Raw genomic sequence first — 23,449 nt, 5'->3', positions numbered from 1 at the left:
CGCGGGCACCGCCCCTCCTCCCATGTGCGGCGGGTGTCAGCCGCCGTTGACCTTCTTCGCGATCCGGTCGCCGAGCTCCTTGTCGACGTTGCGCCAGTACTGCAGCGCCCGGTCCAGGACCGGGCGGCTCACGCCGTCCAGCAGATGACCGGAGATGTTGGACACCAGCCGGTCGCGCGCCGCGTCGTCCAGCACCTTGCGCACCATCGTGCCCGCCTGGCCCCAGTCGTCGTCCTCGCTGTGCAGCTTGTACGCCTCGTGGACCATCTCGCCCGCCGTGGCCCAGCCCGCGGGATCACCGAAGCGCGCGGTGTCCGCGGCCGGACCGCCGTACGAGTTCGGCGCGTACACCGCGCCCGTACGCGAGGGCTCGTACCGCATCGGGCCGTCCTTGGCGTACGAGTTGACGCCGAAGCGCGGCCGGTTGGGCGGCAGCTGCGCGTAGTTCGGGCCGATCCGGTACCGGTGGGTGTCCGGGTACGAGAAGAGCCGGCCGAGCAGCATCTTGTCGGGCGAAGGACCGATGCCGGGCACCAGGTTCGACGGTTCGAACGACGACTGCTCGATGTGGACGAAGAAGTCCTCCGGATTCTCGTTCAGCGTCATCCGGCCGACTTCGATCTCCGGGTAGTCGGCGTGCGGCCACACCTTCGTCAGGTCGAACGGGTTGAACCGGTAGTCCGGCGCGTCCTCGAACGGCATGATCTGGACGTACAGCGTCCAGCTCGGATGATCACCGCGCTTGATCGAATCGAACAGGTCGCGGCGGTGGGCGTCGCCGTCGGTCCCGGCCATGGCGTCGGCGTCGGACTGCGTGTAGAAGTCGATGCCCTGGTCCGTCTTGAAGCGGTACTTCACCCAGAACCGCTCGCCGCCCGCGTTCACCCACATATAGGTGTGCGAGCTGTAGCCGTTCATGTTGCGGTACGTCTTCGGGATGCCCCGGTCGCCCATCAGCCACGTCACCATGTGCGCGGACTCGGGGGACAGGGTCCAGAAGTCCCACTGCATGTCGTGGTCGCGCACCCCGCTGTCCGGGCGGCGCTTCTGCGAGCGGATGAAGTCCTGGAACTTCATCGGGTCACGCACGAAGAAGACCGGCGTGTTGTTGCCGACCATGTCGTAGTTGCCCTGCTCGGTGTAGAACTTCAGCGCGAAGCCGCGGGGGTCGCGCCAGGTGTCGGGTGAGCCCTGTTCACCGGCGACCGTGGAGAAGCGGGCCAGCATCGCGGTCTGCTTGCCCGGCTGGAAGAGGTCGGCCTTCGTGAACTGGCTGATGTCGTTCGTCACGCTGAACGTGCCGTAGGCGCCCGATCCCTTCGCGTGGACCACCCGCTCGGGGACCCGCTCACGGTTGAACTGGGCCATCTTCTCGATGAGGTAATGGTCCTGGAGCAGGATCGGGCCGTCGGCACCCACGGTGAGCGAGTGTTCGTCGCTCTCCACCGGGACACCGGCGTTGTTCGTCGTGTAAGGAACCTGCTTGGCCTTCTCGGTCACGAGCGTCCTCCGGTCGGTGGGGGTGTCGGTCCGGTCGCTTCGTTCACGACTGAAGTCAACTCCGCCACCCGGAGGACGGCAACATTTGGCCAGGCCCGGAGCCGGTCCTTGGACCGGCCGGCAGATGCCGGCCGGTCCTACTGGCTCCGGGTGGCCATCTCGAACCAGACCACCTTGCCGGTCGAGAGCCGGGTGGCCCCCCACCGCCTGGCCAGGCGGTTCACCAGGAACAGACCGCGTCCGCCCTCGTCCGTCTCCCTGGCCCGGCGCTGCCTGGGCAGCTGTGGGGAGTCGTCGCCGACCTCGCAGCGCAGGATGTCCGTCCGCAGAAGGCGCAGGGTCACCGGCCGCTCCGCGTACCGCACGGCATTGGTCACGACCTCGCTGACCAGCAGTTCCACCTCGTCCGACAGCTCGTCCAGGCCCCACCGGCTGAGCGCCCTGCGGGCCAGCCTGCGGGCCCTGCCCGGTGCCTCGTCCTCCGGCTCCAGGAACCAGTACGCGACATCGCTGGGCGCGATCCCGTCGAAACGGGCGGCGAGCAGCGCGATGTCGTCGTCCCGGTCACCGGGGCCGAGCATGTCGAGCACGTCGTCGCAGAGCGCCTCCAGCGGGGGCGCGTGGTCGGGGCCTGTCAGCCGGGCGGTGGCGGCCAGCCGCTCCCGCAGCTGCTCGATGCCGGTCCACACGTCCCGCAGCCGGGACTCGACCAGACCGTCCGTGTACAGCAGGAGCGTCGCGCCCGACGGCGCGTCCAGTTCCACGGCCTCGAAGTCGACGCCTCCGACGCCGATCGGGGCGCCCGGCGGCACCCGCAGCACCTCGGCACGGCCGCCCAGGTGGAGCAGGACGGGCGGCGGGTGGCCGGCGTTGGCGATGGTGATCCGGTGTGCGACGGGGTCGTACACCGCGTACAGGCAGGTGGCCATGCGGTCGCTGCCGAGTCGCTGCGCCTGCTCGTCCAGGTGGTGCAGCACCTCCTGCGGCGGCAGGTCGAGCCCGGCCAGGGTCTGCGCGGTCGTGCGCAGCTGGCCCATGATCGCCGCGGAGGTCATGGAGTGGCCCATGACATCGCCGACGACGAGCGCGACCCGACTGCCGGGCAGCGGGATCGCGTCGTACCAGTCGCCTCCGACGCGGGCCGTCTCGGCGGCCGGGAGGTACCGGGATGCGAGGCGGACGCCGGTCGGCTGCGGCAGCGAGTCGGGCAGCATGGTGCGCTGGAGCTCGTCGGCGATGTACGCCTCGCGCCCGTACAGCACGGCCTTGTCGATGCCGAGCGCGGTGTGCGTCGCCAGCTGGGCGGCGACCAGCAGGTCGTTGGCCTCGAACGCCGGGCGTTCGGTGCCGCGCAGGAAGACGGCGGCGCCGATGACCCGCCGACGTCCGCGCAGGGGCGCCAGGATCGCGCGGTGGCCGGTGGGCACGGCGCGGCCGGCCCCGAGCAGTTCGGGCAGCGCGGCGCGGGCCGCGGCGGAGTCCCCGAATACGGGCCGTACTCCGCGCAGCACCTCGGCCAGCGCTCCGCCGGAGCGGACCTCGCACAGTTCGGCCGCGGGCATCAGGTCGGACTGGGGGTCGGCGCCGGGCAGCCGGAGACGCTCGGTCTCCGGGCCGTTCTCATTCTCCTCGTCGGTTAAACGCAGCCGGTCGGTGCGGCGCAGCCGCAGCACGAACGGGGTGACGGGGCGCTCGTCGCCCACCGGAAGCGGGTCGCGGAGGTAGACGAGTATCGCGTCGGAGAAGGTCGGCACGCTGGCCCGGCAGAGGCCGAGCACGATCTCGTCCAGGTCTATGCCCCGGGCGATGCGGCGGGTCGCCGCGCCCACGAAGCGCAGCCGGTCACCCTCGCGACGGGCCGCCGCCTGGGCGTCCGCGCCCGTCGTGGCCGGTTTCGACGAGGCGAGCGGTACGGGGTTCGGCCCGGGGTTCGGCGCGGTGGCCGGTCCGGGGATCGCGGCGGTGGCAGGGTTGGCCGGACCGGCGGCGTCCTGCTGCCGGGGCCGGGTGCGCTCCTGGGACCGGGCCGCGAGAGGCTGCCGGCCTTCGTGGGAGGTGGGATGCTCCGTCACGCGTGGGATTCCGTCCGTCCGGGCCGGTTGTATGAGGCAGTCACCTCGTGGGGCGCTACTGTGCCCCGGCAAGAGCGGTAAGAACAACGGCTGTCACCGGATGCCCCCGTACGCGGGGCCGAAACCGAGTGCTTGCGGCCGGGCGTGGCGACATCGTTTCCCGCGAAGCCTCCCGCGAGCTTTCCCGCGATGCTTCCCGCGAGGTTTCCCGTGAAGGGGTAGCGGACAGCGAGCACGTCTCCACCCCCTCGTAGTGGTTCATGCGATCGTGCGGTCCGCCGCGGGCTGTCGGCCCGTGCGGTTCGTACGCTTCGTGCGGTCGTGCTTGACATGTCGTCGGTCCAAGGGTCTCACGACGGCATATGGGCCGGGGTGCGGTCCCAGTCATCGGGCAGCGGCGGTACCCGCCAGTGCGGTTCCGGCCGCCAGTGCTCCCAGCCGTCCCGGAACGGCGTCCCCCACTCCTGGATCACCCCGACGGCCGCGCGGCCCGCCTCCCGAACCCGCGCCGCGGTGGCCCGGTCCATCAGGCCGACCCGCTGCGCCTGGGCGAACTCGTCCTCGTCGAGCCACCGCCAGCTGTGGTCGGGGTTCACGGAGATGTCGAGAAAGTGATCCTCGGAGTCGACGCCGCCGGACCAGCGGGCGAGCGGCTCCTCCAGATTCACGTACCAGTTGCGGAAGGTCCAGCCGCGGTCCCAGAACAGCCACACCGACCAGGGTTCGCCGGGCCGGGCCAGCTTCAGCACCCCGGTGCCGAACCACGTCGAGCGGACCGTGGTGCGCGGCGCGGTGTAGCGGGTGGCGAGCGGCTCGGCGTGCACCTGGGTGCCGTCGGCGAGAACCGGCCTCACGCACTCGGTGCCCGGCGCCATCCAGACGGCGAGCAGCTCGTCGGTGTCCTGCACGACGGTGACTGGGCGACAGATGTGCACGGCACGGCGGCCGTTCCCGTTGCCGTTGCTGCGGTCACTGCCCCCGTTGTCGCGGTACCGCCAGAGGATCTGGTCCCCCGGCGCCCAGTGCGCGCGCTCTCCCGTACCTGTCATGAAGAGATCTTAGAGATCCGATCGCCCGCCCGCTGCGATACGCGTCACGGGAGATCACCGGCGATCACGGGCGTGTCATACGCAACACGTCCAGTGCCTCGTCGAGCTGCTCCACCGTGAGGTCGCCGCGCTCGACATATCCCGAGGCCAGGACCGTTTCGCGGATGGTCGTCCCCTGCGCGAGGGACTTCTTGGCGACCTTCGCCGCCTCCTCGTAGCCGATGTACTTGTTCAGCGGAGTCACGACGGAGGGGGAGGACTCCGCGTACATACGGGCCCGTTCCGCGTTGGCCGTGATTCCGTCGACCGTGCGGTCGGCGAGGAGACGGGAGGCGTTGGCGAGCAGCCGTACGGACTCCAGCAGGTTCTTCGCGATCACGGGCAGCATGACGTTCAGCTCGAAGTTGCCCGCGGCGCCCGCGGTGGCGACCGTGGCGTCGTTCCCCATCACCTGTGCGGCAACCATGAGCACGGCCTCCGGGATGACCGGATTGACCTTGCCCGGCATGATCGACGAGCCCGGCTGGAGGTCCGGCAGATTGATCTCGGCCAGTCCGGTGCGTGGCCCCGAGGCCATCCAGCGCAGGTCGTTGGAGATCTTGGTGAGGGAGACCGCGATCGTGCGGAGCTGACCGGACGCCTCGACGAGACCGTCCCTGGCCCCCTGCGCCTCGAAGTGGTCGCGGGCCTCGGTGAGCGGCAGACCGGTGGTGCGGGCGACCTCGGCGATGACGGCGGCGGAGAAGCCGGGCGGGGTGTTGATGCCGGTACCGACCGCCGTACCGCCCAGGGGCAGTTCGGCGAGGCGGGGGAGCGAGGAACGCAGCCGCTCGACGCCGTACCTGATCTGCGCCGCGTAGCCGCCGAACTCCTGGCCCAGGGTGACGGGGGTGGCGTCCATCAGATGCGTACGGCCCGACTTCACGACCTCCGCGAATTCGGCTGATTTTCGCTCAAGCGCGGAGGCCAGGTGGTCGAGCGCGGGGATCAGATCCGCGGTGACGGCCGCCGTCGCGGCGATGTGGATGGAGGAGGGGAAGACGTCGTTGGAGGACTGTGAGGCGTTGACGTGGTCGTTGGGGTGGACCTCGCGTCCCAGCCGCTCGGTGGCGAGGGTGGCGACGACCTCGTTGGTGTTCATGTTGGACGAGGTGCCGGAGCCCGTCTGGAAGACGTCGACGGGGAAGTGCTCGTCCCAGCGTCCTTCGGCCACCTCGGCGGCGGCCCCCTGGATCGCGGTGGCGATGTCCGGGTCGAGGACCTTCAGCTCCGCGTTGACCTTGGCGGCGGCTGCCTTGATACGGGCCAGGGCCTCGATGTGGGCGCGCTCCAGGTGCTGCCCGGAGATGGGGAAGTTCTCCACGGCCCGCTGGGTCTGGGCCCGCCATTTGGCGTGTGCGGGGACCTTCACCTCTCCCATCGAATCGTGCTCGGTGCGGTACTGCTCGGTGCCGCGCGGGGTGCCTGACGAACCGTCCATGTTTCAAACCTCCTGAAAAAGATGAGCACTTGTCTTGTTCTACGTATTCCCTTGTCGCCTACCGACCAGTAAATACCTGGGGTAACCCCACGATCCGGGAGGCGCAATGAGGCGCACCAGGCACAGACTTCGCGCACTTCGCTGTACGGTCGCGGCTGCCGCCGCACTCGCGGCGGCCGTCGGCACCATGACCGCCGCCGTACCGGCGGGCGCGGCGGAGACCCGTACCAGCACTACCGCATCCACCCCGCTCCCGCCCGCTCTCGAAGCCGTCCGGGCAGCGGAAGCCACCCAGCTGTACGGCAGCCCCGCCGAGCGGCCGTTGGCCGACCGCAAGACCGGGCTGATCTCGCTCGGCGACAGCGAGATCTCCGGCGAGGGTGTCGGCACCTACGAGTCCGGCACCAACGGCCCGGACAACTGGTGCCACCGGTCACCCGACGCGGCTATCCACCGCACGGGCATCGCGGCGGACGTCACGTACAACGTCTCCTGCTCCGGTGCCTATACCGGGAACATCAGAATCGGTGGTTCCAAGCAGTACGCCGACGAGCTGGTCCAGAGCGACAGCCTCGCCGTGAAGGCCCGCAACACCCGCATCAAGATGATCGTGCTGGTCGCCGGAGCCAACGACGACCTCCAGTTCGGCCCGGTCATGACGGACTGCGTCGTCCGCTACCTCACCCTCCAGGGCCCCTGCGAGCCCAAGTACGCCGGCGGCTGGCAGGCCCGCGTCGACGCGCTCGTCCCCAAGGTCGAGCAGACCGTGCGCGACCTGCGGACCGTCATGACGGACGCCGGATACGCCAACGGCGACTACAAGCTCGTCGTCATGGGCTACCCGAGCCCGATCGGCCCCGACTTCCGTGACAACCCGGACTTCCCCGGCAAGATCGTCTGCGGCGGTCTGGGGTACGACTCCGACACCGTCTGGGGCCGCAACACCGCCGTACCCGCCTTCGAGGTCGGCATGCGCAAGGCGGCGGCCTCCACCGGAGCGGTCTACCTCGACAACTCCCGTCTCTTCCACGGCCACGAGGTCTGCACCCAGTCCGCCTGGGCCCGCGGCCTGTACATCGACGTGACCAAGCCGGGACTGCCGGACGCGAACTCGGTACGCCAGTCCTTCCATCCCAATCTGGCCGGGCACGGGGCCTTCGCCTCCTGCCTGACCCAGATGTACAACTCCGGGGTGCGCGAGGCGAGCTGCGCCGACCCGGCGAGCGCGGGCAGGCCGGTGCTCCAGCCGGTCGCGTGGGACGACGTGTTCGACCCGCTGAAGAACGAGGCCACCGGAACGTGCGTCGACGTCCCCGCGTCGGTGACGCGTAACGGCACGCAGGTCGCCGGCTGGGACTGCCACGGCGGCCGGAACCAGGACTGGTGGTACGACGCGACCGAGAGAGCCGTACGTACGGAACTCAGCCACGACCGCTGTCTGGACGTGCCGGGTGCGGACTACCGGGCGGGCGTCGCACTCGTGCTGTGGGACTGCTCGGGCGCCGCGAACCAGAAGTTCGTGAAGCAGTCGGGCACCCTGCGTCCGGCGGCCTCCACAGGGCTCTGCCTGACGCTGGCTTCGGCGAAGGACCCGCTGAGGCTCCAGGCGTGCAACGGGGGCGCGGCGCAGCGCTTCGTGTAGGCGCGTCGGGTACGGAGGGGGTGGGTGGCCGCGGGCGCTGCGGTCACCCACCCGCGTCTTGTGGCGTCAGTGCCTCGCTCAGGGTCCGTACCGTCGGTGTGAGGTACAGCTGGCGCAGGGGGACCGGGGGGAGTCCGCGCTCACGGGCCGCGGCGCCGATCCGGATCGCGTACAGCGAATTGCCGCCCAGATCCCAGAAGTTGTCGTCCAGGCCCACGGTGGGGACGCCCAGGACGTCCTGCCACACCTCGGTGAGGGTGGCGGCGGGTCCGGAGAGCGGTGCGGGTGCGGGGGCGGGTGGCTCGGGGGCGGGCAGGCGGGCCGGGTCGAGCTTGCCGTTCGGGGTGAGGGGGAGCCGGGGCAGGGCGGTCACCGTGGCGGGCAGCATGTGGGACGGGAGCAGGTTTGCCGCCCGGTGGCGTACGGGAGCGGTGCCGCCGTCGGCGTCGGGGGCCAGGACCACGTACGCGTCGATGCGTACGGCGGCGGCGTCCCCCTGGTCGTGACCGGTGACCGTGACTGCCGCAGCCGTCACCGCGGGGTCCTCCAGGAGCGCGTGACGGATCTCGTCCGGCTCGATGCGGAAGCCCCGTATCTTCACCTGGTCGTCGATCCGGCCCAGGTGTTCGAGGGTGCCGTCGGCGAGCAGCCGGCCGAGGTCGCCGCTGCGGTACAGCCGGCCGGTGTGGCAGGGATCGGTGTGCCAGGGGTCGGGGACGAAGCGTTCGGCGGTCAGGGCGGGCTGGTTCAGGTAGTGCAGGGCGACTCCCGCGCCGCCCACGTAGATCTCACCCGGGGCGCCCGGGGGGACGGGGCGGCCCTGCGCGTCGAGGACGTGGACGTACCAGCCGGGCAGCGGGCGGCCGACGGAGCGGCGGCCGCGCATCGCGTCGTGGCGGGTGACCGTCCGGGCGGTGACGTGGACGGTCGTCTCGGTGATGCCGAACATGTTGACCAGCCGGCAGCGGTCCTCCGGGTGGCGGTCGAACCAGGAGCGCAGGGGGCGGGTGTCCAGGGGTTCGCCGCCCAGCACGACCAGGCGGAGGGGGAGTTCGCCGCCGGTGCCCCGGTCGGCCGCCATGAACTGGGTGAACGCCGAAGGGGTCTGACTGAGCACCGTGACCCCCTCGCGGATCACCAGCGCGTGGAAGTCGGCGGGGGAGCGCGTCGTCCAGTGGTCGACGACCAACAGGCGTCCGCCCGTGAGCAGGGCGCCCCAGATCTCCCAGACCGAGAAGTCGAACGCCGCCGAGTGGAAGAGCGTCCAGGTGTCGGCGGGGGTGAGGCCGAAGTCCTCGCGGACGGCGTCGACGAGGGCGGTCACATTGGCGTGCGGGACCACCACACCCTTCGGGCGGCCCGTCGAGCCCGAGGTGTGGATGACGTAGGCGGGAGATGCGGCGGGGCCGGTGGAAGCGGCGGGCCGCGCCGGGTGGCCGGTGAGCGGGGCGGTGTCGTCGACCGTCAGACGGAGCCCGGCGTCCTGGGCCGTGCGGGCGCGGCGGTCGGCGGGATGGTCCGGGTCCAGCGGTACGTACACCGCGTCGGCCTTCAGGACCGCGAGCATCGTCGCCACGAGGTCCGTGGAGCGGGGCAGGCAGATGCCCACCAAGTCCCCCGGGCGGACGCTCAGGGCACGCAGCCCGTCGGCCAGTGCGTCGGCGCGGGCGTTCAGCTCCCGGTACGTGAGTGTGGTGCCGTCGCAGGTGACGGCGGGGGCGTCGGGGTGCGCGGCGGCCCGGTCGGCGAATGCCTCGTCGATGCGGCGGGGGGTGCGGGGTGCGGTGGGGGTGCCGCGGCCCAGGGCGAGTTGGGCTTCCGCCTCCTCGACGCTGAGTGGATACAGGTCGGCGAGGGGTGTCTCGGGCGGGAGCGAGAGGATCTGGTTCCGTACGCGGAGCACCTGGCGGTCGAAGTCTCCGGCTGCGGTGGCGTCCGTGCCGTGCAGGAGGGTGCGGGGGTAGGGCTGCTCGGTGTACGGGAGGACGGTGACCGCCTCCTTCCCGGCGGCCGGACCCGGGTCCACGATGCCGACGGCCGGTGCGGGGCCGTCCGGTAAGGGCGTCAGCGGGGTGGCGAGGAGGTCTCCGATAGTGCGGCCCTCGGTGAGGTCCGCGGCGAAGACCGCCCGCCCGTCGATGCCGACGGGGACGTACGACAGGCCCTCGTAACGCCCGGCGACGACGGCGAGTGCGGCCATGAGCGGGCGCATCGCGGGGTCGGGGTGCGGGTCCGAGGTGTCGGCCCTGGGGCGTACCTCGTGGGGGCTCAACTCCCCCCGCAGCACCTCGGCGACCTGCCACAGCGAGCGCGCGTCCAGCTCCGTGCCGTCCGCGACCAGGACGAGGTCGGGGGCGCCGCCGCCCTCGTACCGCAGGAACAGGGCGCGCAGGCGGTGGCCGGGGGCGATGGGCCGGTGGGTCTCCGTGCCGCGTCGGCGTGCGGCTGTCGCCGAACCGGCCGCGGCGGGGACGGTGTCCGTCCACAGCCGAGGGTGCGGGTCCTTGGGCCACCACAGCTCCGCCGCGGTGGCGAGAGCCGCGGCTACGGGGGCGTCCGTCGCGTCCTCCGGCAGGCGGACGGTCAGCGCATGGCGGGCAGACGACACGTGCGTACTCCTTGTCGTGCGGGAGAAATAGGGGGCCTCAGCGGACCGTGAAGCCCCCGTCGACCGTGACCACGCTTCCCGTCACCCGGCGGGACTCGTCCGAGGCCAGCCAGAGCGCCGCGTCCGCCACGTCCCAGGGCTCCACCAGGGTGTTCATCGGCTGTGAGCGCACGAACGTCTCCTCGTGCTCCCCGACCGGTACTTCCAGCGAGCGGGCGATCTCGGCGAGCATGCGGCCCTCCATCGCCTCGTCGTCCCGGACCGAGCCGGGGCACACCGCGTTGACCCGCACCTTGCGGGGCGCGTAGTCCAGCGCGACGGCCTTGGTCAGGCCGACGAGACCGTGCTTGGCGGCCACGTACCCCGCGAAGTGCCGGTAGCCGACCAGGCCCGCTGTCGAGGCGATGTTGATGATGGAACCGGAGCCCTGGGCGGCCATCCGCCCGCCGACCGCCCGGATGGCCCGCCAGGCGCCCCCCAGGTCCACGTCGATCATCAGCTGCCACTCGGCCTCGTCGATCTCGTGCGCGGGCCGGCCCGAAGGGGCGGCGATCCCGGCGTTGTTGACGAGGACGTCGATCCGGCCGAAGCGTTCCTCGGCCTCGTCCGCCACCGCCTCGAGCGCCGCCAGGTCGCGCACATCGGCCTGCCGGGTCAGGACGGCGGAGCCCGCGGCCCGGCACAGATCCGCCGTGTACGCGAGCTGGCTGGCCGAACCGAGGGGATACGGGACCCCCGGCAGGTCCGCCGCCACATCCAGCAGCACCAGGTCCGCGCCCTCCCGGGCGAAGGTCAGAGCGCAGGCCCGGCCGAGCCCGCGCGCCGCCCCCGTGATCAGCGCCGTCCGCCCGGCCAGCCGGGCACCGCCGCCGGTCACCGGCCCTGCGGGGCGCGGAGCCCGGACGCCACCAGCTCCAGCAGCTCGGCGGGGCGCTCCGCCAGATACATGTGACCGCCGGGCAGCTCGGCCACGGTCAGCCGCCCCGTCGTCGCCCGGTTCCACTGCGCGGCGTCGGCCGCGCCGACCAGGGTGTCCGCGCTGCCCCTGACCGAGGTGACCGGCACCGACAGCGGACCGTCCGACGACGGTACGTACGTCTCGTGCAGCCGCACGTCGGCCCGCAGCGACGGCAGCAGCAGCTCCCGCATCTCCGGGTCCTCCAAGGCCGGATGGGCGTACCCGGCGAAGGTCTTCACCCGCGCCACGAACTCCTCGTCCGGCAGCTCGCCCGCCTGGTCGGTCCTGGGCGTCCACGGGCCCGGCGAACCGCTGACGACGAGGCCGTCCAGCCGCAGCCCCGCCGTGTTCGGAGCCTGCTCGACGCGCTGCGCCAGCTCGTACGCGAGGACCGCGCCCATGCTGTGGCCGAACAGCACCACCCGGCGCCCGGAGACCCCGAGCGCGGCCGTGACCTGCTCGTACGCATCGGTCACCGCCGGGCCCGCCGAGGTGTACGCGGCTTCGGTGAACCGCTTCTCCCGGCCGGGCAGATGCACCGGCAGGACATGCAGCCCGGCCGGGGCGTGCGCCTGCCACGGGGTGAAGAACGACGGACCCGCTCCGGCGAAGGGCAGGCAGATCAGTACGGTCTCTTCCACGGTCTCTCTTCCGGTCGGGCGAAACGGGGGAGGTGTCAGCCGGACGTCATGAACGCGCCGAGTATGGCGGCCAGATACCCCGGATCGGCCGCCCCGCACAGCTCCCGCGCCGAATGCATCGACAGCCCCGGCACCCCCACGTCCACGGTGGTGACACCGAGCCGGGCCGCGGTCAGCGGACCGATCGACGTGCCGCACGGCATCGCGTTGTTGGAGACGAACGGCTGCCACGGCGCACCCGCCCGCTCGCACGCCGCCGTGAACACCGCGACGCCCGTGCTGTCGGTGGCGTACCGCTGGTTGACGTTGACCTTGACCGTCGGCCCGCCGTTCGGCAGCGGACGGTGGTCCGGGTCGTGGCGCTCCGCGTAGTTGGGGTGCACCGCGTGCGCCATGTCGGCGGACACGCAGAACGAGCCCGACAGGGCGCGCGACCAGTCCTCGCCCGAGCCGCCCCGGGCGGTGACCGTCCGGCCGAGCACCCTTTCGAGCAGGGGGCTCTGCGCCCCGGTCTCCGAGACGCTGCCCACCTCCTCGTGGTCGAACGCGGCCAGGACCGGTATGTAACCGGGCCGGTCGACGCCGGTCGCCGCGGCGACCAGCGCGGTGACGCCCGCATGCACCGAGATCAGGTTGTCGAGCCGCGACGCGACCACGAACTCCCGGTCCACGCCCAGGTATCCGGGCGGCTGGATGTCGTGCAGCATCAGGTCCCAGGACAGCACATCACCCGGCTCCTCCTCGGCCGCCTCCGCCACGCGGCGCAGCAGCGCACCCTCCTCCGGGTCGCCGAGCGCCCACACCGGGGCGATGTGGCGCTGACGGTCCAGAGCCACACCGTCGTTGACCGACCGGTCCAGGTGGATGGCCAACTGCGGTACGCGCAGGAGAGGTTCGTCGATCTGGACGAGCTTCGTGCGAGGGGCGCCGTCCGGGCCGCGCAGGGCCAGCCGGCCGGAGATGCCCAGATCGCGGTCCAGCCAGGTGTTGAGGGGGACCCCGCCGTAGATCTCCACCCCGATCTGCCGCCAGCCCGCCGAACCGGTGTCGGGGGTCGGCTTGATCCGCAGGTTCGGGGAGTCGGTGTGGGTCCCGACGATCCGGAAGGGGGTGTGGGCGGGGGCATCCTCGTGGGCGTACCAGGCGATCAGCGCACCGGCGCGGGCGACGAAGCACCCGCCGGTGGCACCGGTCCAGTCGTCCGTTCCGTGCAGCTCGCGGAAGCCCGCCTTCTCCAGGCGCTGGGTGGCACTGGCCACCGCGTGGTACGGCGAGGGGCTGGCCGCGATGAAGGAGAGCAGGTCGTCGGTGTGGCTGGCGTGGGGGGCCGGCGTCATACGGCTTCCGCCTTTCCGGTGTTCGGCAGTGACTGCGAGGGTGAAGGCACTGGTGGTTCGGGGCGTTCCTCGTGCAGCAGCTCCCTGACCGGCCGGTCAGGACGCGCACAGAACGCTGCGAGCAGGTCGGTGTATCCGGTGAGGAGATGTTCGGCGGTGTCCCGGTCCCAGAGGTCTGCGGAGAACTCCAGGAACGTCCGATAACCCATCGCAGGGTCCCGTCGCGGCGCAAGTCCGAAGCACAGCTCGCTGCGGGAAAGCAACGGTGCGAGATCCTCCACCTCGACCCCCAGACCGGGGATCTCGATGTCCGTGTCGACGGAGTTCTGGAAGGCCAGTACGTGCGGGACCCGGTCCGGTACGTGCTCCGCGCCCGCGTCCCGCATCGCCTGCATGATCCTGGCGGTGGGCAGTACGTGCGCCATCGCGCCCATGGCACCCGCGCCGGTGCGCACGGCAAGCTCCGCGCAGCTTTCCCCGGGATTGGCTGAATCCAGCCGTATACGAACCATGACCGCGGTCGACGTCATGGCCACCAGCGACTCGTACGCGGTGCCCTCGCGATTGGCGTACGGAACGCTGAGCAGGATGTCGGGCTCCCCCGAGAGCCGGGTCAGGAACACGCCGAGCGCCGTGGCCGCCACCGCGAACGGGGTGGTGTGCAGGGAGCTCGCGAACGCCTCGACCGCCGCGCGCAGTTCGCCGGATGCATGGCCCCGGATCGTGTCCCCGCGCCCGCTCAGCCGCTCGGGACGCGGACGGTCGGTGGGTACGGGGACGGACGGCGGCACCCCGTCGAGATAGGCCGCGCAGTGCGCGGCCCGTCGCGCCTCCGTCTCCGGATCGTGCCGGGCGCGCTGGCGGCGGGCGTAATCGGTGGGCTGTGCGCCGGGCGCTTCCAGCTTGTGCGGGACACCGGCCGCGGCTGCCGTGTACAGCGCTGCGAGTTCGGCGAGCAGCAGGGACAGGGACCAGCCGTCCGCGGTGATGTGGTGCAGGACGAACATCAGGGCCCAGCGGTCATCCTCGACGCGCAGCAGCCGTAGCTTGGGCAGCGCGGGGCGGGCGAGATCGAAGCTGCTTCCCGCCGTCTCCCGGCACAACGTGTCGGCTCGCTCGTGCCGTTCGGCGGGCGGCAGCCCGGTCAGGTCCTCGACCGGCAGGTCCAGCAGTGCAGGCGGGAGTACCTCCTGCCACCAGGAGCCGTCATCGGCGTCCCGTACGAACCGTGTGCGCAGTGAGTCGTGCCGGGCGATGACCTCGGCGAGCGCGGACCGCAGTGCGTCGGGGTCGAGGCGCCCGGTGAAGGTGATCCGCGTCGGGACGTTCCACACCTCGGAGTGGGGTACGGAGTGATGACCGGCGATCATGCGTGCCTGCTGGTCGCTGACGGGCGCGCGGTCGACGAGCGACTCCGATGACGCTGTGAGTTGCTGTGTCATCGCCCGCAGCGTGGCGTCCGAGAAGAAGTCGGCCATCGGGTAGTCGACACCCAGCGCGTCACGCACCCGGTTCACCAGCCGGATCGCGGCGATGGAATTGCCCCCGAGGTCGAAGAAGTTGTCCGTGTCGGAGAAGCCGCGGACGTCGAGGACCGACTCCCAGACCTTCCGCAGGGCCGCCCCGGTGTCGGCGTCGTCGGCCACCATCGACGCCAGCGTCTCGTCCAGCTCGGTGAGATATCCCCGTACGGTCCCCGCGTCGAACAGGTCCGCGTCGTACCGCAGCCGCAGGCGCAGCCCCGATGCCGTACGAGTGGCCATCAGCGCCAGCTCCAGCGGCGCCGACTCCGTCCCCGCGTCGACCTCCTCGCCGCGCAGGCCGGGCAGGTCGATCCGGGACAGCGTCGCGGTGTCGAGGTCGACCGACACGGTGACCAGCGGGCGTGGGTTGCCCGGGTCCGGATGAGCGCCGGCGAGCAGCGCGTCCACATCGACGTCACCGTGCTCCTCGGCCTCGAACAGGGCCCGCCCCGTGGCCCGTACCGCTTCCGCGACCGGCATCCCGTCGGGCAGCGACACCCGCAGCGGAAGCAGCGCGACGTGGAAGCCGACCGTGTCCAGGGTCGCGGGTGTGCGCCGCCCGAACGTCGAGCCGAGCACGAACTCCTGCTGCCCCGAACGGCGCCGCAGGACCAGCTGCCAGGCCGTGCACAGCGTCGCGAACAGCGTGACGCCCTGTTCGCCGCTCCACTCCTGGAGCCGCACGGTCCGCTCCCGGCCGACGCGTACGGCCTCGGCGCCGCCGCGCCCCGCGACCCGCCGCCCGCGTGGCCGGTCCGTGGGCAGCTCCAGGACGGGCGGCTTCTCGCCCAGCCGCTCGCGCCACCACGCCAGGGCGGCCTCGCTGCGGGGCGGTTCGGCCGCACCGAGCGTCGTGCCCGCGGGCCGCGCGAAGACGGGCGCCCGTCCCTCCACGGCCGCCCGGTACAGCTCCTCCAGGTCCGCCGTGACCAGCGTCGCCGAATGGGAGTCCGTGGCGATGTGGTGCATCCCGAGCACCAGCACATGGTCGTCGGCGGCCAGCCGGACCAGGCGCGGGGTGAAGAGCGGCCCCTCGGCCAGGTCGTAGGCACGCGTGCTCTCCTCCGAGAGCACCGCTCCGATCGCCTCGTCGGCCCGCTGCCCGCGCGCATCGGTCACCAGTAGCTCAGGGCCCGGCCCGTCCCGTACGACCTGGAGGACCGTCTCGTCCCGCTGCCCGGCCCGGAACACCGTCCGCAGCCCCGCGTGGCGGGCGACAAGACCGGCCACGGCGGTGCGGGCCGCGTCCTCGTCGAGCGGGCCGTGCAGGCGTACGGCCTGCGTCTCGTTGTACGCGGCCGGGTTGCCGAGCAGCGCGGAGGCGAGCCAGAGCCTGCGCTGCCCGGCGGTGGCGGGCGCGACCGTCTCCCGTACCCGCTCCTGGGTGCGGCGCCGCAGGACATCCAGCTGACCGAGCCCCGCCCGCAGCTGCTCCCCGCTCACCCCGAAATCGACCAGCGCGGCGATCTCGTCGACGCCCGCCCGGTGCAGGGCGTCGACGAACGGCGCACAGGTCTCCGGCGAGCCGATCAGAGCCCGCTGGTCGCAGTACCGCTCGTACGCCCGCCGGAACAGATAGTCCAGGTCCTCATCGCTCGCCGCCGCCACGTCCTGCGGACTGTGGCCGAGCGCGCTCGCGGCCGACCGCATCAGCAGGGAGGCGCGCAGATAGCGGTTCATCGGCTCCAGCGCCTCGGCCCGCGCGGTGGCGTGATCCGCGGCGAGGTAGGTGTGCACCAGGACGGTCACCTGGCCCGCGTCCGGGTCGAGTCCGCACTCCGCACGGGTGCGGCGGTAGTGCGCGATGTTCGCGGCCAGCTCGTCCACGGTCTGGCTCATCAGGTTGGTGACGACACCGAGACCCCGCCGGGCCGCCTCCTCGTACGAACCGCGCTGCCCCGACGTGGCGAGGAACATCGGCGGCTCGGTCTGCACCGGCCGGGGATGGATGCGTACGCCGGTCTCGGAACCGTCCCCCGTGCGCCGCCGCACGGCCTCGCCGCGCCACAGCGCGCGCACGTCGTCCAGATGCGCGAACGCGATCTCCCTGCGGTCCGCGAACCGGTCCGGATGCAGAGCGAAGTCCTGGGCGTGCCACCCGGTGGCGCACCCGATGCCGACCCGCCCGCCGGAGAGGTTGTCGACGACCGACCACTCCTCCGCGACCCGCACCGGGTCGTGCAGCGGCAGGACGACGGAACCGGCGTTGATCCGGATGCGGCCGGTCTCACGGGCGATCGCGGAGGCGAGGACGGCCGGGTTGGGGAAGAGGCCGCCGAAGGAGTGGAAGTGCCGCTCCGGCAGCCACACGGAACTGAAACCGTGCTCGTCGGCGAAGCGGGCGGTCTCGAAGACCGTGTCGTACGCCGCCGGGGTGTCGGCGCTCTCGGGATGGTCGCCGAAGAAGTAGACACCGAATTCGGGGGCGGGGCGGGGACCGTTCTTTCTGGCCTCCGGACGCTGCGGGGTCTTCGGGGCCTTCGCGGCCGGGAAGAAGCCGCCGTCACGCAGCTCGCGCAGTGACCCCTTCACCGCGCCCGCGATCGTCTCCACGTCCTCGTCCGTGTGGGCGGTGGAGAGGTAGAAGCTGCGCCACTCCCAGACGTACAGACCGCGCAGCAGCAGGTGGTGGTAGAGCAGCTCCATGTCGGCGCGGTGGTTGAAGCGGAACATCGACCCGAAGTGGGCCATTTCCAGGGGGAATTCCTCGTCCCTGAAGAAGTCGTTGAGGTCGGCGGCGAGCGCGTCCGTGCGGGCGTTCAACCGGTCCTGGAGCCCCGGTCCCTGTTCCTTGAGATGGGTGAGCACCGCCCTCGCCGCCGCCATCGACAGCGGGTGCTGCATGTACGTGCCGCCGATGAAGGTGGTCTCGTGCGGGGGACCGCTGTCGTCCCCGTACCTCCAGAACCCGCCGTCGACACCGTCGAGGAGATCCGCCCGGCCCGCCACCGCGCCGACCGGGAAGCCGCTGCCGAGGGCCTTGCCGTACGTGGCGAGGTCGGGCACGACACCGAAGTGGTGCTGGGCGCCGCGCGGGTGCGGGCGCAGACCGGTGAGCATCTCGTCGAAGAGCAGCACGATGCCGCGGCGCGTGGTGAGTTCACGCAGCGAGCGCAGGAAGTCCACCGGCCGGAGTCCCGGATTGCGGCACTGCACGGGCTCGACGAGGACGGCGGCGATGCTGTCGCCGAGCGTGGAGATGGTGTCCAGCGCCTCCTGGCTGCCGTACTCCAGCACGATCAGCTCGGCGACGGCGGAGGCGGGGATGCCGCGCGAGACGGGGACGGCGTGGTGGTCCGGACCGCCGGGGCGGCCGAGTACGGAGTCGATGTGCCCGTGGTACGAGCCCCGGAACATGACGACCTTGTCGCGCCCGGTCGCGGCGCGGGCCAGCCGGACGGCCGCCGAGTTCGCCTCCGTACCGGAACCGGCGAAGGCCACCCGTTCCATCCCGGTCAGCTCGGCGATGAGCGCCGCCACCTCGCCGGTGTCGGGGGAGCGGGGGCCGAAGCGGAGCCCTTGGGAGAGGTGGCGCCGCACAGCATCGGTCACGAACTCGGGCTCGTGGCCGAAGAGCAGGGCGCCGAAGCCCATGGTGATGTCGGTGTAGTCGTTGCCGTCGACATCGACGAGGCGGGACCCGTGCGCCGAACGGGCGGCGATCGGATACAGCATTTCCTTGGTGGCGGCGCGGAACCCGACGACGGCCCGGCTGTCGGCGAGCACCGCCCGGTGCTGCTGAGCGAGAGCCTTCGAGGTGCCGGTGCGCGCGGTGAACCGCCGGACGAGGGAGGCGGTGTGGGCGCGCTGGGCGGCATCGGCGGTCGTCCCGGCCATGCCACCAGAGGGGTCCACGAGGAGGCGGGGGCCGTGGGTGGCGGGCGCCACGAGGAGGCGGGGGCCGTGCGTGGCGGGCTCGGGTGGGGCGGTGGGTGTCCGGGTGGCTGGTGTCGGCGGTGCGGTGGGTGTCTGGGTGGCGGGTGCGGGCGGTGTGGCGGGTGTATGGGTGGCGCGTGTCGGCGGTGCGGTGGGTTGCTCCGGTACGGGGAGCGGCGGGGCCGTGCGTGTCCCGGATGCGGTGGGCCGCCCGGCCGCAGCCAGCTGTTCGGTCAGGCGTTGCGAGAGCGCGGCGGCCCTGGCCACTGCCGCGGCGGAGCCGTCCGTCCCGCTCATCGGTCCGTCACCCCGGTGGCGCGGGTGAGCAGAGCGACCGCGTCGGAGAGCTGCGTCAGCATCGCGGCTTGTGTCTCGGCCAACTTCTCTATCTGGCGGGCCAGTTCCTCGACCTCGGCGCGCGTCGCGTACACGGGCTCATCGCCCTCGGATATCTCCACCGGCGCCTGCCGCCCCGCGATCAGCTGTGCGGTCAGCCTCGGTGTGCCGGCCTCCTCCAGGATCTCCCGCATGGATATCTCCGTGCCGAACTCCGCCTCCAACTGCCGCACCATGCCGATGAGCTGGAGCGAGTCCGCGCCCAGTCCGACGAACGACCGGTCGGCGTCGACCTCCGCGGGAGCGTGGCCGAGATGGCGGGCCGTCAGCTCCAGTACGCGCTCCAGCACCCGTTCGCGTACGCCCTGTTCCGTCATGCCGTCCTCCGTCGTGCGTCCGTGGGTGTGCGGGGAAACCGGAACCGGCGGCGGGCCGGCCCAGTACGACTGATGCCGGAACGGGTACGTCGGCAGCGGCACCCGACGGCCGCCGCACCCTTCGAGCAGCGCACGCCAGTCGACCGCGACGCCCGCGCAGTGCAGCCGGGCCACGGCTCGTTCCCACTGCCGGGCCGGTATGGGGACGGCGTCCGGGAGCGCGCGGCGCACCATGCCGCTCAGGGTCGCGGACGGCCCGAGCTCCGCCACGACGGGGGCCGTCGCCTCGCCGAGGGTGTCCAGTACGGCGGCGAAGTCGGCGGTGCGGCGTGTCTGCCGGACCAGATAGCCGGCGTCCGGCAGCCATCCCGGCGGGTGTACGGAGCCGTCGAGACCGCTCACGAACTCCGTACGCACCGGCCGCAGTTCCGTCTTCTCGGCGGCCACCCGGAGCTCGTCGAGCACCGGGTCGAGGAGCGCCGTGTGGAAGGCCCGGTCCACGGCCACCCGCTCGAACACCTCGCCGCGCGCCGTGAGCAGCGCGCGTGCTTCCGCGACCGCCGCCGGGGGACCGGCCACGACGTGATGGGCGGACCCGTTGACCACGGCGAGCTCCAGACCGTCGACAGCGGCCAGCAACTCCCGTACCCGCAACCGCGATACGAAGACCGCGAGCATCGCGCCGACGGGCGACCCCCGCTGCATCAGCTGCCCGCGCCGGCACAGCAGCCGCATCCCGTCCTCGACGTCCAGAGCCCCGGCCACGCACAGTGCCGCGTACTCCCCGACGCTGTGCCCCGCCACCCGTGAGGGGGTGACGCCGAGCTGCTCCCACAGCCGGGCCTGAGCGATCTGGAGGGCGAACAGGGCGGGCTGCGCGAGATCGGTGTCCCACCGGCCGGGCCCGTCGCCGTCGACGACACGCGCCAGGAAGTCGCCGCGGCCCGTCTCCTCCTCGCACACCCGGGCGCAGTTGGCGAGTGTCGCGGCGACCACCGGGAAGCGGGCGGCGAGCCCGGCGGCCATGCCGGGACCGCCACCGCCCTGCCCGCTGAAGAGGAACACCGGCTCGGCCGCCCGCTCCACCACTCCGGCCTCGTACGCCCCGTCGGCCGCCGCCCCCGACAGGAAGGCGTCCAGCCCCGCCACCGGGTCCTGCGCGGTCACGACCAGCCGGTGCGGCAGGAGCCGCCTGCCCAGCGCGGCCGTGACGACCAGATCGGCGGGGGCCGGCGCCGGCCCCCGCACCAGCCGCTCGCGGAAGGCGCGGGCGTACGCCACGAGCCCCTCATGGCTCGCACCGGACAGCGGGAGCAGCGTCGGGGTCTCGGCGGCGGCCGGGTGTACAGGCGGCGGGGGCGCCTGCTCCAGGATCACGTGCGCGTTCGTACCGCCCATCCCGATGGAATGGACCCCGGCCCTGCGCACCCCGGGCAGCGGCCACGCCAGCTCACGGTCCGGCAGCAGGAACGGGCTCTCCCCGACCGCGAGGGCGGGGTTGGGCCGGGCGAAGTTCACCAGCGGGGGCACCACTCCGTGGCGCAGCACCTCGATCGCCTTGACCAGACCGGCAAGCCCGGCCGCGCTGTCCAGATGACCGATGGCGGGCTTCGTGGAGCCCAGGGCGCAGAAGCCCGTCCGGTCGGTGTGACGGCGGAATGCCGCCGTGAGGGCGGCGAACTCGATGGGGTCGCCCTTGAGGGTGCCCGTGCCGTGCGCCTCCAGATAGCCCACGGAGCCGGCCGCCACCCCAGCGGCCTCCAGCGCGCCCAGCACCGCGTCGCGCTGCCCGGCGACGCCCGGCGCGGCGAACCCCTGCTTGTCCGCGCCGTCGTTGGTGACGGCGGACCCCAGGATCACCGCGTGCACGGTGTCACCGTCGGCGAGCGCCCGGTCCAGCCGCTTCAGCAGGACGGCCACCACGCCGTTTCCGCCGACGGTGCCGTCCGCGTCCGCGTCGAAGGCTCTCACCGTGCCGGTGGGGGAGAGCGTGGAGCCCTTCACCCGGTGGTGCCCGGTGATCTGCGGTAAGTGGAGGGCGGCGGAGGCCGCGAGCATCAGATCGGCGTCTCCCGCACGCAGCGCCTGGCAGGCCAGGTGTACGGAGACCAGCGAACTCGAACACGCCGTGGCCACATTGACGGCGGGCCCGGTGAGACCCAGCCGGAACGCGGCCCGGTTGGCGGCGAAGTCCGGGTAGGTGCCGACCTGGATCTGTTTGTGGGTCATCCAGTCACCCGACCGGATCTCCTCGGCGAGGTTCCCCGCGAGATAGCTGTGCAGCGAGTACAGGCGGTATCCGGTGCTCCCGTAGACCCCGATCCGGACGGCCGGGTCCGGTTCCGCGTAACCGCCGTCCTCCAGCGCGTGGAAGCAGCACTCCAGGAAGAGCCGCTGCTGCGGATCGGTGAGCGTCGCCTCCCGGCCGCTCATCGAGAAGAACCCGGCGTCGAACCCGTCGATACCGAACCCGTCGACGGAGCCCCGGAGCAGCGCGCCGGCCCCGGTGAAGCCAGGACTGGTGTACTCCGCCTCCGGCACCCCGGCGGCGGCGAATTCGGCCGCGGTGAAGCGGCGTACGTGCGACACACCGGCCCGGATGTCGTGCCAGTACTCCTCGGTGTCACTGGCTCCGGGGAGTTTCAGCGCCGTCCCGATCACCGCGACGCGCCTCTCGTTCTCCGCGACCCGAGTCTCCGCCACCCGCGACTCCGCTACCAGCGACTCCGCCACCCACGTCTCCTTCGCCCGCCGTGCCCCGCCGCGGCACCGGGGGACCCCCGGGCGCTCGCAGCCCCGCTACCCCCGGTCGGGCCACCCGAAGCAGGAACAGCAGTGCGGCCACGACGGCCGCACCGTGGGACCACGCGACCACCGTCAGGGGGCTGTATCCGTCGAGAGCGGCGGCGACGAGGATCATGCCGACACCGAAGCCGAGATTCTCGACGGTCGCGGAGAGCCCGAAGGCGTGCCCGCGCAGACCGGCCGGAAGAGTCTGGAGATGAGAGGTGTACGAGACCTCGGTGAGCCCGTCGGTAGCACCCGCCACCAGCGCGATCGCGGCCGTCGCGGCCAGTGGGAAGCCGGCGAACGCGAGGATGAAGGCCGAGCACATCACGACCGTCCCGTAGCCGAAGCCCAGTGCCCCCACCGCCCGCCCGGTGCGTTTCACATACCGCTGGATCACCTGCTGCGCGGCGACGTTGCCGAGCGCCCACAGACACCAGAAGGCACTCATGAACACGGCGGGGTTTGCCGCGTCCAGCTCGCTGGAGTAGACCGGCAGCGCCGCGTTGTGGGAGGCCGAGCCGAAGGCGTCCACCCCGCGCAGCGCCACCATGAGACCCAGACCGGGCGCGGCGGCCAGCGCGAGGAACGCGACCGGCATACGCCGTCGTCCCGTCGCCTCCCGCGCCGCCGCGCCCTCGGCCGGCCCGTCGGCCGGCTCCTTCTCAGTACGCTCGCCGGAATCCCCCTCCGAATCCGGCGATGCGTCCCCGCCTCTGCCGCCCCCCGCGATCGGCAGCAGAGCCACCGTCACCGCGCAGGCCACAAAGGTCGCCATGTCGACCACGAAGGCCGCTGTGTACCCCACCAGGGACACCACCACACCGGCCGATGCGAAACCGGCCACCATCGCCAGCGAACGCCCCGTGATGGAGAGAGAGTTCGCCCAGGCCCTGCGGTCCGCGCCGACCATCTCGGGAATGGAACTGCGCAGCGCCACCATGAAGAGCGTCCCGCACGCCCCGATCACCACCGAGACGGCAGTCAGCGCCGCCGTCCGCAGCCCGTCCGGAGCCAGGATCAGCAGCAGCATCACGGCCGCCTGCGCCACATTGGCCCAGAGCATGACGCTCTTCGCCGCGAAACGCGCGAGCAGTCCGCCGGCCGTCAGCCCGGCGACGAATCCGGACGCCAGCCGCACCGCCATGAACAGCCCCATGGCGAGCGCTCTGCCCGTCGTCGCATAGACGAACAGATTGAGCGCGACCATATTCAGGAAGGTGCCGTACGAAGAGACCGCGTAACCGACGACGAGGATTCGAT

Annotated in this window: 12 protein-coding genes; 1 reads left to right on the top strand and 11 read right to left on the bottom strand. The window is 72.1% G+C overall.

What is annotated here, in order from left to right; translation table 11 throughout:
* Positions 1–36 precede the first annotated feature (36 nt).
* The 4 genes from ACWGO0_RS25055 to ACWGO0_RS25040 form a co-directional block, all read right to left on the bottom strand.
* On the bottom strand, positions 37–1,500 hold the full coding sequence (locus ACWGO0_RS25055; protein WP_453539171.1) for a catalase: 1,464 nt from the start codon (positions 1,498–1,500) through the stop codon (positions 37–39).
* A 137-nt stretch (positions 1,501–1,637) separates the two neighbouring features.
* A complete protein-coding gene (locus ACWGO0_RS25050) occupies positions 1,638–3,572 on the bottom strand; it encodes a SpoIIE family protein phosphatase (protein WP_453539168.1) in 1,935 nt (644 codons plus the stop codon).
* Positions 3,573–3,922: 350 nt separating this feature from the next.
* Positions 3,923–4,621, bottom strand: a complete 699-nt coding sequence (gene fomD, locus ACWGO0_RS25045) for a cytidylyl-2-hydroxypropylphosphonate hydrolase (protein WP_453539165.1) — start codon at positions 4,619–4,621, stop codon at positions 3,923–3,925.
* A 64-nt stretch (positions 4,622–4,685) separates the two neighbouring features.
* The gene (locus tag ACWGO0_RS25040) at positions 4,686–6,101 is read right to left on the bottom strand and encodes a class II fumarate hydratase (protein WP_453539162.1); all 1,416 of its coding nucleotides are present in this window, start codon (positions 6,099–6,101) and stop codon (positions 4,686–4,688) included.
* Positions 6,102–6,207: 106 nt separating this feature from the next.
* Between ACWGO0_RS25040 and ACWGO0_RS25035 the strand changes: the two genes are divergently transcribed.
* Complete coding sequence (locus ACWGO0_RS25035; protein WP_453539159.1) at positions 6,208–7,743, top strand: ricin-type beta-trefoil lectin domain protein; 1,536 nt, start codon at positions 6,208–6,210, stop codon at positions 7,741–7,743.
* A 43-nt stretch (positions 7,744–7,786) separates the two neighbouring features.
* Here ACWGO0_RS25035 and ACWGO0_RS25030 read toward each other — a convergent pair whose 3' ends face one another.
* Genes ACWGO0_RS25030 through ACWGO0_RS25000 form a run of 7 tightly spaced genes read right to left on the bottom strand, consistent with a single transcriptional unit; the run spans position 7,787 to position 23,396 of the window.
* A complete protein-coding gene (locus tag ACWGO0_RS25030; protein ID WP_453539156.1) occupies positions 7,787–10,351 on the bottom strand; it encodes an amino acid adenylation domain-containing protein in 2,565 nt (854 codons plus the stop codon).
* Positions 10,352–10,388: 37 nt separating this feature from the next.
* Positions 10,389–11,228: a mycofactocin-coupled SDR family oxidoreductase gene (locus ACWGO0_RS25025; protein ID WP_453539153.1), complete on the bottom strand. Its 840-nt coding sequence runs from the start codon at positions 11,226–11,228 to the stop codon at positions 10,389–10,391.
* Positions 11,225–11,950 (bottom strand): thioesterase II family protein, encoded by a 726-nt coding sequence (locus ACWGO0_RS25020; protein WP_453539150.1) that lies wholly within the window; start codon positions 11,948–11,950, stop codon positions 11,225–11,227. The genes ACWGO0_RS25025 and ACWGO0_RS25020 overlap by 4 nt, the downstream gene beginning before the upstream one ends.
* Positions 11,951–11,985: 35 nt before the next feature.
* Entirely contained in the window at positions 11,986–13,287 is a 1,302-nt protein-coding gene (locus ACWGO0_RS25015) for a M18 family aminopeptidase (protein WP_453539147.1), read from the bottom strand.
* Positions 13,284–18,983, bottom strand: coding sequence for a MupA/Atu3671 family FMN-dependent luciferase-like monooxygenase (locus ACWGO0_RS25010; RefSeq protein ID WP_453539144.1), 5,700 nt, complete (start codon positions 18,981–18,983; stop codon positions 13,284–13,286). The genes ACWGO0_RS25015 and ACWGO0_RS25010 overlap by 4 nt, the downstream gene beginning before the upstream one ends.
* The gene (locus tag ACWGO0_RS25005; RefSeq protein ID WP_453539142.1) at positions 18,980–22,132 is read right to left on the bottom strand and encodes a type I polyketide synthase; all 3,153 of its coding nucleotides are present in this window, start codon (positions 22,130–22,132) and stop codon (positions 18,980–18,982) included. The genes ACWGO0_RS25010 and ACWGO0_RS25005 overlap by 4 nt, the downstream gene beginning before the upstream one ends.
* Positions 22,023–23,396: an MFS transporter gene (locus ACWGO0_RS25000; RefSeq protein ID WP_453539180.1), complete on the bottom strand. Its 1,374-nt coding sequence runs from the start codon at positions 23,394–23,396 to the stop codon at positions 22,023–22,025. The genes ACWGO0_RS25005 and ACWGO0_RS25000 overlap by 110 nt, the downstream gene beginning before the upstream one ends.
* Positions 23,397–23,449 lie beyond the last annotated feature (53 nt).

The sequence above is a fragment of the Streptomyces sp. NPDC055749 genome, from assembly GCF_053617235.1.
Note: the sequence above shows the minus strand (reverse complement) of the source record. Positions and strands in the feature narration are given on the sequence as shown.

What these genes read in the sequence shown, in the direction of transcription:
- ACWGO0_RS25035 (WP_453539159.1), top strand. Translation starts at nt 6,208, where the DNA reads ATGAGGCGCACCAGGCACAGACTTCGCGCACTTCGCTGTACGGTCGCG.
- ACWGO0_RS25010 (WP_453539144.1), bottom strand. Translation starts at nt 18,983, where the DNA reads ATGAGCGGGACGGACGGCTCCGCCGCGGCAGTGGCCAGGGCCGCCGCG.
- ACWGO0_RS25040 (WP_453539162.1), bottom strand. Translation starts at nt 6,101, where the DNA reads ATGGACGGTTCGTCAGGCACCCCGCGCGGCACCGAGCAGTACCGCACC.
- ACWGO0_RS25000 (WP_453539180.1), bottom strand. Translation starts at nt 23,396, where the DNA reads ATGGTCGCGCTCAATCTGTTCGTCTATGCGACGACGGGCAGAGCGCTC.
- ACWGO0_RS25015 (WP_453539147.1), bottom strand. Translation starts at nt 13,287, where the DNA reads ATGACGCCGGCCCCCCACGCCAGCCACACCGACGACCTGCTCTCCTTC.
- fomD (WP_453539165.1), bottom strand. Translation starts at nt 4,621, where the DNA reads ATGACAGGTACGGGAGAGCGCGCGCACTGGGCGCCGGGGGACCAGATC.